The 9,909-nt window shown below is 57.3% G+C and carries 11 protein-coding genes; 7 read left to right on the top strand and 4 right to left on the bottom strand.

The window, feature by feature from the left end:
• A partial coding sequence (locus tag DXC67_RS02950) for a hypothetical protein (protein WP_117637277.1) occupies positions 1-529 on the bottom strand: 529 nt, incomplete at its 3' end.
• A complete protein-coding gene (locus tag DXC67_RS02945) occupies positions 526-1,254 on the bottom strand; it encodes a lantibiotic protection ABC transporter ATP-binding protein (RefSeq protein ID WP_055250122.1) in 729 nt (242 codons plus the stop codon). The genes DXC67_RS02950 and DXC67_RS02945, both read right to left, overlap by 4 nt.
• A 396-nt stretch (positions 1,255-1,650) precedes the next feature.
• Here DXC67_RS02945 and DXC67_RS02940 point away from each other — a divergent pair, with 396 nt between their 5' ends.
• The 6 genes from DXC67_RS02940 to DXC67_RS02915 all read left to right on the top strand — a co-directional run bounded on the left by DXC67_RS02940 (position 1,651) and on the right by DXC67_RS02915 (position 6,502).
• Entirely contained in the window at positions 1,651-2,355 is a 705-nt protein-coding gene (locus tag DXC67_RS02940) for a CDP-alcohol phosphatidyltransferase family protein (RefSeq protein ID WP_089573364.1), read from the top strand.
• 66 nt (positions 2,356-2,421) lie between these two features.
• Positions 2,422-2,856, top strand: a complete 435-nt coding sequence (locus DXC67_RS02935; protein WP_006236002.1) for an FHA domain-containing protein — start codon at positions 2,422-2,424, stop codon at positions 2,854-2,856.
• A 3-nt stretch (positions 2,857-2,859) separates the two neighbouring features.
• A complete protein-coding gene (locus DXC67_RS02930; protein WP_117637276.1) occupies positions 2,860-3,738 on the top strand; it encodes a MerR family transcriptional regulator in 879 nt (292 codons plus the stop codon).
• Positions 3,739-3,778: 40 nt separating this feature from the next.
• On the top strand, positions 3,779-4,309 hold the full coding sequence (locus DXC67_RS02925) for an adenine phosphoribosyltransferase (RefSeq protein WP_117637275.1): 531 nt from the start codon (positions 3,779-3,781) through the stop codon (positions 4,307-4,309).
• A 32-nt stretch (positions 4,310-4,341) separates the two neighbouring features.
• Entirely contained in the window at positions 4,342-5,469 is a 1,128-nt protein-coding gene (locus tag DXC67_RS02920) for an NlpC/P60 family protein (protein ID WP_199410566.1), read from the top strand.
• A gap of 166 nt (positions 5,470-5,635) precedes the next feature.
• Positions 5,636-6,502 (top strand): DegV family protein, encoded by an 867-nt coding sequence (locus DXC67_RS02915; protein WP_117637274.1) that lies wholly within the window; start codon positions 5,636-5,638, stop codon positions 6,500-6,502.
• A 73-nt stretch (positions 6,503-6,575) separates the two neighbouring features.
• On the opposite strand, the gene DXC67_RS02910 is transcribed toward DXC67_RS02915, so the two are convergent.
• Together DXC67_RS02910 and DXC67_RS02905 are read right to left on the bottom strand one after the other, a co-directional pair.
• Entirely contained in the window at positions 6,576-7,187 is a 612-nt protein-coding gene (locus DXC67_RS02910) for a DUF1836 domain-containing protein (RefSeq protein ID WP_199410565.1), read from the bottom strand.
• Between the two features lie 154 nt (positions 7,188-7,341).
• A complete protein-coding gene (locus tag DXC67_RS02905; protein ID WP_117637273.1) occupies positions 7,342-8,280 on the bottom strand; it encodes an NAD(P)/FAD-dependent oxidoreductase in 939 nt (312 codons plus the stop codon).
• 118 nt (positions 8,281-8,398) lie between these two features.
• On the opposite strand from DXC67_RS02905, the gene DXC67_RS02900 reads away from it, so the two are divergent.
• Complete coding sequence (locus DXC67_RS02900; RefSeq protein WP_117637272.1) at positions 8,399-9,700, top strand: glycosyltransferase; 1,302 nt, start codon at positions 8,399-8,401, stop codon at positions 9,698-9,700.
• Positions 9,701-9,909 lie beyond the last annotated feature (209 nt).

Raw genomic sequence — 9,909 nt, 5'->3', positions numbered from 1 at the left:
CACCCACGAGCTGCGCGGCGAGCGGGCAGAAGATGCCCGCGAGCATGCCGAGCCGCGCCGTGAGGAAGAGCCCTGCGGGGATCATCCACGCCGCGGTCACCGTGTTGGCGAGCGCGCAGAGGAGCATCGTGAGCGTGCCCGCGGCCGTGAGGCCCTCCGAGGAGAACGCCGATCCCGCGAGGTAGATGCCGAAGACCACGAGGTTCGAGAGCGTGCAGAGCGCGAGGCACCAGAGCGCCTTGGCCCACCAGGCGCGCCCGAGCGGGAAGCCCAGGCCCAGAAGCCCCCGCATCCGCGTGCGAGCGTCCGCCCGCGCGACGCACGCCACCACGAGCGAGAGACACACGGGCAGGAAGAGCGCGTACCAGTAGTTCCACGCGCTGAAGATCTGCACGCCCCGGTAGGGCATCGCGCCGAGCAGCGGCATCGGCAGCGCCATGAGCACGGCCAGGCGAACCGGTGCCGCGTGGCGCGACTTCAGGGCCTCGGCGCGCAGGGCCGCGAGCAGGCCGCCTTTCTCGCCCGTCATGCCGCCACCTCCCCGCGCGCTCGTCGCCCTTCCCGGCAGAAGCTCATGAAGAGTTCCTCGAGGTCCTGCCCGGGCCGAAGCGCATCCTCGTAGGCGAGGCGCCCCCCGCAGATGATGCCGATGGTGTCCGCCATCTGCTGCACCTCGGAGAGGATGTGGCTCGAGACGATCACCGTCGTACCCGCCGCCGCGAAGCCGCGGATCTGGTCGCGCAGCTCCTCGATGCCGATGGGGTCGAGCCCGTTGGTGGGCTCGTCGAGCACGAGCAGGCGTGGCCGGGCGATCAGCGCCAGCGCGAGCCCCAGGCGCTGCCGCATCCCCATCGAGAAGCGCCCGGCGCGCTTCTTCCCGGTGTCCGCGAGGTCCACGGCGGCGAGCACCTCATCTATGCGGCTCTCGGGAAGGCCCAGCAGCGTGGTGCGCACGCGCAGGTTCTCGCGCGCGGTGAGATTGGGGTAGAGCGGCGCCTCCTCGATGAGGCTGCCGATTGCGTAGAGGTCCTCGCGGCGCCAGGCGTGCCCGGCAAAGAGGATCTCCCCGGCCGTCGGCCGCAGCATCCCGCAGATCATCTTGAGCGTTGTCGACTTGCCGGCGCCGTTGGGACCGAGCAGCCCGTACACCTCGCCCTCGCGGATATGAAGGCTCACGTCGGCCACGGCGTCCTGCGCCTGGTCGCCGCGGCCGAAGCGCTTGGTGAGCCCGCGCGTCTCGAGCATGTAACCCATGGGTTCGTCCTTTCTCTTCCGGGAGCGCGGGCCGAGTCACCGTGCCCGCGCGCCTTACCTTTCGGGTTCACCATCCATGGTGGGGCGTGTTTCTAACGAAGCCGTAACGGCCGTTGGGCTCTTTTGGCGCCAACCCTTCTCGACCCGCACATCATGATTAATTTGCTTAAGGCAACAACTTTCCCGATCGATGTAATCACCGAATCAAAACGTGTACATCAGCCATCAAAGATGCCGAAAAATGTCATATTTGGAGGCTGATGTACACAAATGCAGAATGCCGCACAACCCAGTAGCATCCTCCATATGTCTGGACTCTCTATGCTTACGCTGGATAGACATCGCCGGAACGGGTATAGTATCGAAAGTTTTGTCGTTAACCAGCGGGGGAGTCCTGTGGGCATCAAAAAGAAGATCAAAAAGGAGCTTATCGGCACTTCCGATTACCCGTCGAATAAGATCTTTACGATCTCCAATTTCATCACCTTTACGCGCCTGATCCTCACCCTGGTATTTCTGTACCTGTTTGTGACGGATAACAACCGCGTCATCGCCATCGTTATCTACGCCGTTGCCGCCTCCACCGACTGGATGGACGGTCAGATCGCCCGCATGACCAAGACGGTCTCGTGGCTCGGCAAGGTCATGGATCCCATCTGCGACCGTGCGCTGCTGTTCACCGGCGTACTTGGGCTGGTGGTTCGCGGAGAGCTGCCGATCTGGGTCTGCGTGCTCATTATTGGCCGCGACATCTATCTGGGCATCGGCACGCTTATCGTGCGTCATTATCACCGTCGCCCCATCGATGTCGTCTTTCCCGGAAAGATTGCCACTGCACTGCTCATGACCGGCTTCTCGCTCATGCTGCTCGGGTTCCCCGTTATTGACGGCCTGCATCTTTTACCTTCAACCCTTACGGCCTTCCCGGGCCTCAACGGAAGCTCGGTGCCCCTCGGCATCTTCTTTGTGTACGGCGGCGTGATCTTCTCCATGCTCACGGCTGTCATCTATTCCATTAAGGGCGGAGTGGCCATTAAACAGGCTCTCGCGCATCCCGAGGACGAGGACATCGACTTTCTGAACCCTGAAATCGAAGACTGATTCGTTGGGGTATGATTACGTACGGTTCATTATTTGCGGCACGTCCGCGATAAGTTAGGGGTTGTCATGGACAACATGGTTAACAATATGCCTCAGAATGATAAGACTGCTGACGCTACCTGCGTATTCCGCGTGCCTTCAAGCGACGTCACCGTTCCCGACCTCATGGCCAACGTGCGCATCACCGCCCCCGTTCTGTCCATCGTCAAGGGTCCGCAGACTGGTGCCGCCTTTGAGCTCGAGGACGACGTGACCACCATCGGCCGCGATCCTGCGAACGGCATCTTCCTCAATGACATGACCGTATCGCGCAGCCACGCGCGCATTATCCGCGAGGGCCTCGGCGCTCGCATCGAGGACTTGGGCTCGCTCAATGGCACCTGGGTCGACGGTGCCATCGTCAATGCAGCCCCGCTGCACGACGGTTCTTCCGTCCAGATCGGTACGTTTACGCTCATCTACCACGAGAGCACGCCGGAGCGCATCGAAACCGGTGAGTAGGGCATGGCCGAACGCAACTATCTGAGTATCGGCCAAGTCGTCAACCTACTTCGAGGCGCATACCCCGATCTATCGAACTCAAAAATTAGATTTCTAGAAGATGAGGGGCTCATCACCCCTCATCGTACGCCTAAGGGGTATCGCCAGTACTCCAAGGAAGACGTTGACCGTCTCGAGGTCATCCTGCACCTGCAGAAGACCCGCTACATGCCGCTTAACGTCATTAAGCAGCGCTTGGAAAACGCCACGGACCTGTCCACTTTGGCTTACGAGGTGGGTCTTCTGTCGGATGTTCCGCTTAAGACGGAGCCCAAGGAGACCAAGCAAAAGCTGCACCCCATCGAGACGATCCCCGACATGCTCGGTGTTGAGATTTCGTTTATCCGCTCTCTTGCCGAGAACGATCTTATCCGCATCATCAAGAGCCCGCAGAACCGCGAGCTTGTCGATGGCCGCGATTTCCCGATCATCCGTTACTGCTCCGAGCTTTCACGTTTCCATATCGAGCCGCGAAACCTGCGCCAGTACGTATCTTCGGCAAACCGCGAGTCCTCGATGTTTGAGCAGGTGCTCGTGAGTATGCTCGGCATGGACACTTCCGACGACGAACGCGACGCCAAGCTCGAGCGTGCGTTTAAGAAGCTTCACGACCTGACCGAGGGTGTGCACACCGCGCTCCTTAAGAACCGTGTCTTTGAGTCGCTTAACGCCGTGGTCGAGGACGCTGACATCGATGCACTCGATGAGGAAATTGCTCGCTCCGAGTCCACCAAGGCCAAAAACGAAGAAACTACCGCGCCGGCTTCGAACGAGGATTCTCTCGTAAAGCCGCTCAAGGTCGTCGCCCCTTCGCAATCCGGCACCGTCACCGCGGGAAAATAACCGCTGCTGATATTTCGGCAACCCATTGAAAGGTCATGCAATGTACGACTTCGAATCTCAAATCGTCGACATCCCCGACTATCCCGAGCCCGGAGTCATCTTCAAAGACATCACGCCGCTCTTTGGCAACCCCGAGGCGCTCAAAGCCATGACCGATGCCCTCGCCGAGCACTTTGCCGGCATGGGAATCACCAAGGTCGTGGGTCCCGAGGCTCGCGGCTTTATGGTGGGCGTTCCCGTGGCCGTCGCTCTGGGCGCCGGCTTTGTTCCCGCACGTAAACCGGGCAAGCTGCCCCGCAAGACGGTGAGCCAGAGCTATGAGCTCGAATACGGCACCGACTCTATCGAGATCCATGCCGATGCCATTACCTCTAAAGATACCGTGTTGATTCTGGACGACTTGGTCGCGACGGGCGGAACCGTCGAGGCAACAGGTAAACTTGTGCGAGATATGGGCGCAAAGCTTGTGGGCTACGGGTGTATCCTTGAGCTTGCGTTTCTCAACCCGCGCGAGAAGCTCACGCCGTCTGATGACGATGTGGAGCTCTTTAGCCTGGTGACGGTAGGCTAGCCGTTACCCTTAGTTACTGGAAAGGAAGCTACATGCGCACAGCAAACACGCACAAAAACATGGCACGCTGCGCTGCTACGGCAACCCTTGCTTGTGTTTTGGGCTTGGGCCTCGCGGCTCCTGCCTACGCCGATACCGCATCCGACCTTGCCGCTGCTCGTACGAAACTCGAGCAGATCGGCACCCAAACCCAGCAGATTTACGATGAGCTTGCCACGCAGACGCAGGCGCTCGATCAGACTGCCGGCGAGATCACGCAAAAGCAGCAGGAGATCGCCGATGGTCAGGCCAAGCTCTCAACCTATGTCGCCGGCGAGTACAAAACCGGCGGTCTGAGCCTGCTTCAGGTTTTGACGGGTGTCGATGATCTGAGCGATATGCTCAACCGTCTGTTCTACTACGGCAAAGTTTCCGATAAGCAAGCCCAGACCATTCAAGAGGTCAAGGAGCTTAAGCAGCAGCTCACCGATAAGCAGGCCGAGCAGGAGAAGAACGTCGCCACCACGCAAAAGAAGGTCGACGAGCTTAACGCCCAGCAGGCTGAAGCCCAGAACGTCGTAAACTCCCTGGATTCGCAGCTGCAGGCCGAGCTTGCCGCAGAGGCCGAGGCCAACGCCGCGCTGCAGGCCGGCATCAACGCCAGTACTGCCGAGAAGGCCACGGTGAGCAACGAGACTGCCGGTACGACCGTGAACACCAACAACGGTGGTCAGACCAGCAATAACAACAACCAGGGCGGCAACACTCCGGCTCCTACGCCGACACCTGCTCCGACGCCGCAGCCCTCCACGCCCGCTCCGGCTCCGACGCCTTCTGCTCCGAGCCAGTCCGTCGATGGTGGTTCTGTTGTCTCGCGTGCATACAGTAAGCTTGGTTGCGCTTATTCCTGGGGCGGAATTGGCCCGAACAGCTTCGACTGCTCTGGTTTTGTTAGCTATTGTCTCACTGGTCGCTATTGCCGCCTGGGCACCACGGGTACCTTTATGGGCTGGACGCGTGTGTCCGATCCGCAGCCCGGTGACGTTGTGGTCAACTCGTACCACACCGGCATTTACATCGGTGGTGGTCAGATGATTCATGCTTCCGACTACAACACGGGTGTTATCATCAGCTCCGTTGCCGCCGGCATGAACAACAACTATATCTTCGTGCGTTACTAAGTCATCTTACACAGCGTGTGAATGTGGACCTCGTGGCTTTAAGTCGCGAGGTCCATTCTTTTTTTCTCTAATCTTGTACGGCTATCTAGTATTCAAAACTAGATAGCCGTACATTCAGTTTGCAAGATGGCTATAATTGTTGAGGAACAATTAGAAAGGACCCTCTATGAGCTGGGCACTTATCTCCGATTCAAGCTGCAACCTCCGCGATTGGCAACCGACCGCGCCCCATACCACCTTTGCATTTGCGCCCCTCAAAATTCGAGTGGGGGAGCGTGAATTCATCGATGACCTTTCGCTCGATGTTCATGAGCTCAACTGCGCTGTTCAGGCGGAGACGAACGCTTCTTCGAGCGCTTGTCCCAGCGTAGGGGAGTGGGCCGAGCTCTTCAAATTGGCAGACAAGACCATCTGCATGCCAATCTCTGAGGGCGTGTCGGGCAGCTACAACGCAGCAGCCACGGCTCGCGATATGGTTCTTGCCGAGGAACCGGACCGCAATATTCATCTTGTCAATTCGCGCGCAGCTGGCGGCAAAATGGACCTCATTTTCTTGCTGTTCGACCGCTATCTTGCAAGCAATCCGGATGTCTCATTCGAGGACGCTTGCGCATACTTCGATAGCCTTGAGCAGAACAGCAAAATCCTCTTCAGCTTGTGCAATTACGAAAACCTGGCCAAAGCCGGACGTATCCCTAAGGCAGCCGGCGTCATTGCCAACAAGCTCAATATCCGCATTTTGGGCACGGCGAGTGAGGCCGGTAAAATCGAACTCGTCGGTCACACGCGTGGCGAAAAGAAGATGCTCAACAAGATCATCGACACCATGGAAGCTGAGGGCTTTACGGGCGGTGAGGTCATCATCGATCACGTTGAGAACGAAGCTGGAGCCCAGGCGCTTACTGACCGCATAGTCGAGCATTGGCCCGGCTCCAAGACCATCATCATGCCCTGCAACGGCCTGGATTCCTATTACGCCGAGATGCACGGCCTCATCATCGGCTACGGCATGGGCGTAGCTTCGGGCAAATAACGTCCAACCAAGCAAAAATACGGGCGGGACAAAGCGACAGATGGCTCTTTGTCCCGCCCGTTTTATACTTCGGCTAGCTATTAAACCCATTGAACTTGAGGTAGCTCATCAGATACGCCTTCGAAACAAAGGACGAAACTGCGCTGCGCACGAGCAGCGACTCACGCGTAACCTGATGCGCCGTATCGGGAACCGGCGTCTGCTCGACGGAAAATGCCGCTCGAATCGATGCCTCGAGCTGATCAACCACATAGTCGAAGGCCGTCGGGGCATCGTAGCTCAATCGCTGAATGTTAAAGAGTGCCTGCACCGCAGCAATAGGTAACACCTGCTTAAAGAGGCAGATAGCGATCAGGCGGGCAATCTGCTCGCGGCCATATTGCTTTTTGACCGGAGCAGGCACCAGGCCGACCTTCACGTAGTTATTGATCATCGATGGCGTAATGACAGGGTGCTCAACGCAAATGGACAGCGGCTCCATCCACAGCGCAACATACTCAATAACCTGGTCGCGATAGAGCGTCACATTGGGCAACTGGTCATAGCGCGGCAGACTCAACGTATTGAGTTTACGCACGATTTCGGACTGAATAAATGCATCGGGCAGCACCGTGGGTTGAATATCCTCAGGCTTAATACTGACCGACGAATCGGACATCGGAATAACGTGTTTAACGTGGTTCATAAAGGTCCTCCGTTCATTTTCTATATTGTATTCTAGGTTATCTAGTTTTGCATACCACATAGCCAGCAAGTAAAAGTGGTTGGACAACACATTGATGCATCGTCCAACCACTATGTTTAAAGATAGCAACCTTACATAAGATATATTATCGTACTTATCCACGGAGATACGCGTATGCGCTCGTTGCCGCTATGGCTCCATCAGAAACGGCGGTCACAACCTGGCGTAAGCGCTTGGAACGGATGTCGCCAGCGGCAAATAGACCAGGTGTACGGGTGGCCATCGAATCGTCGGTGACAATGCCGCCGTCGGGAGCCAGGTCGACTAGATGCTCAACAAGCTCGGTATGTGGCTGCGTCCCCGTAAAGACAAAGATGCCAAACGAGCCGGGCTCAAATGACTCGGCATGAGTTTCCCCAGATGCATTGTCCTTAAAGGTAATCGTCGTTGGCATGGCTTCGCCCGATAGCTCCACAATACTAGTTTGGTACCTAACTGTAATATTGTCCTTTGCGAGTACTTTCTGAACAACACCATCGGGCGCACGGAACTGGTCGCGGCGCAGCACGATGGTCACGCTGCTGGCAATGTCGGACAGGAACAGCGCCTCTTCGCATGCCGAATTGCCACCACCGATTACAAAAACCTGCTTGCCGCGGAAAAACATGCCGTCACATGTTGCGCAATATGAAACGCCACGACCGCGATACGTATCCTCGCCTGCGAAACCTGCCGGACGCGGCGTGGCACCCATGCAAGCGATAACGCTCGAGGCCAGCGTATCGCCCATATCGTGATGCACCGTAAACAACGCTGCATCGGCATCGTAATCGATACCCGTAACCATGCTCCATGTAACCTGTGCTCCCAGGCCCTCTGCATGCTGCTGAAAACGCTCGCCAAGTTCGGCGCCACTCAGGAGCGGGAAACCCGGATAGTTCTCGACCTCATTGGTTGTGGCGATCTGCCCTCCCGACATGCCCTGCTCAATCACGGTCGTCGTCAGGTTGGCACGCGCAGCATAAATGGCGGCAGCATAGCCCGCGGGGCCGCCACCGATAATCGCAACATCGATCGGCTTATCGGTAGTCATGAAGCGTCCTTTCGTCGAAACGTTGTCGTTCTTTGCGCTCGTACCCAAATTTACGTGAACGTGACACTCATGCACTACAATGATAAATCCGTATTACAAAGCTGAAGGGGAGTTATCGATGGACCAGGCGCAGACGAGTGACGACGCTCCCCTGCTCACGCACAGCACTCCCCAATCGGAGCAAACCACGCTCCTGGCTCAGCAAAAACCTCTCGTGACCATCGTGCACGCCTCCGTTGGCTCGGGCCACAAGGCCGCCGCAAATGCGATAGCGCAGGCATTCGACCTCATCCGCGGCACCAATGGCATCCCCGAGGATATTGAGATTGAAGTGCTCGATATCCTTGATTTTGGACGTATTAAATTCGACGGCAATAAGACCGCGGCTTCTTTTACGGGAGCCACGCGCCCCATTTACGACCTGACCTGGCGATATACGCTTACGGGACATCTTCTCTGGGGTGGCGGAACGGCATGGTCGCGAATTATGTTCCCCGCCTTCAACGAATATATTCGTAGCCGCAGGCCCATAGCCGTGGTTGCAACGCACATCACAGCAGCCAATGTTGCCGTGGGCGCCCGCGTAATTACGGGTATCGATTATCCGGTCATCTGCGTACCGACCGACTACGAAGTCGAGGGATGGTGGCCCCACAAGGATACCGATTTATTCTGTGTTGCCAACGAATTTATGGCCGAAACGCTGCGTCCGCGCAAGGTGCTCGAGACAAAGATTCGCATTACCGGCATTCCTATTCGCGCCGGATTCGACACGGATTACGATCGCGAGGAAGAGCTAGCTAAGTTCAACCTCCCCACCGAGAAGACCGTCGTGCTGGTAATGGCCGGTGCCAGCTTGCCTCAACCGTACGTTCGCTTTCGCGCGGAGATGGACCGCACCCTCCCCTTCCTACGCAGCTTCGAAGACATGCACTTTGTCTTTTTGCCGGGCAAAGACACCGAATATGCCACCCGCCTCAAAACGCTCTTCGACGCCATGAAGCTCGAAAACGTCACGGTTCTGGACTATGTCGATGATATGGCAGCGCTTATGCACGGCTGCGACCTGGCAATTCTCAAATCGGGCGGACTCACCGTCACCGAATGCCTGTGCGCACACCTGCCGATGATCCTGCTGGGCAAGTCCTATGGCCAGGAAAAGGCCAACACCACCATGCTCACCGGCATGGGCGCCAGCATGCATGTCACCACCGCACGAGAGCTCATCGTGACGTTGCGTCATCTCCACGATCATCCTGAGTCGCTCAAGGCACTGCTCATCAACGGCGAAGTACTACGCCGCCCCCACGCAGCCGAAGACATAGCCATCGCAACCATGGAGCTCGTAGGCAAACCCCAAAAGCGCAAAAGAGCCTTCTGCCGCTTCTACTGGGGCGGAAAACCCGCGCATATCCGCTAGCGTCTTTATGTCCGCTTACCTGCGGGAGGCCCCTATATATCATCCCATGCTCAAACATTCTCGCTTCGCTGCGAAACTGCGCGTGGGACGATATATAGGGGCCTCCCGCAGGTAAGCTGCGTTTACGTACTAGCAGCTATACCAGATTCCCCTCCAGTAGAATCTGCAAAGGGGAACCAGAAAATATAAATACAGTAAGTCGATGCGAC

The organism is Collinsella sp. TF07-1 (assembly GCF_003437235.1).
Classification (GTDB): domain Bacteria; phylum Actinomycetota; class Coriobacteriia; order Coriobacteriales; family Coriobacteriaceae; genus Collinsella.
This window is presented reverse-complemented; position numbering and strand designations above follow the sequence as displayed.

Excerpts from the sequence above, each read along its gene's own strand:
- DXC67_RS02915 (WP_117637274.1), top strand. The coding sequence starts at position 5,636 with ATGAGCTGGGCACTTATCTCCGATTCAAGCTGCAACCTCCGCGATTGG.
- DXC67_RS02905 (WP_117637273.1), bottom strand. The coding sequence starts at position 8,280 with ATGACTACCGATAAGCCGATCGATGTTGCGATTATCGGTGGCGGCCCC.
- DXC67_RS02930 (WP_117637276.1), top strand. The coding sequence starts at position 2,860 with ATGGCCGAACGCAACTATCTGAGTATCGGCCAAGTCGTCAACCTACTT.
- DXC67_RS02945 (WP_055250122.1), bottom strand. The coding sequence starts at position 1,254 with ATGGGTTACATGCTCGAGACGCGCGGGCTCACCAAGCGCTTCGGCCGC.
- DXC67_RS02910 (WP_199410565.1), bottom strand. The coding sequence starts at position 7,187 with ATGAACCACGTTAAACACGTTATTCCGATGTCCGATTCGTCGGTCAGT.
- DXC67_RS02935 (WP_006236002.1), top strand. The coding sequence starts at position 2,422 with ATGGACAACATGGTTAACAATATGCCTCAGAATGATAAGACTGCTGAC.
- DXC67_RS02900 (WP_117637272.1), top strand. The coding sequence starts at position 8,399 with ATGGACCAGGCGCAGACGAGTGACGACGCTCCCCTGCTCACGCACAGC.
- DXC67_RS02920 (WP_199410566.1), top strand. The coding sequence starts at position 4,342 with ATGCGCACAGCAAACACGCACAAAAACATGGCACGCTGCGCTGCTACG.
- DXC67_RS02925 (WP_117637275.1), top strand. The coding sequence starts at position 3,779 with ATGTACGACTTCGAATCTCAAATCGTCGACATCCCCGACTATCCCGAG.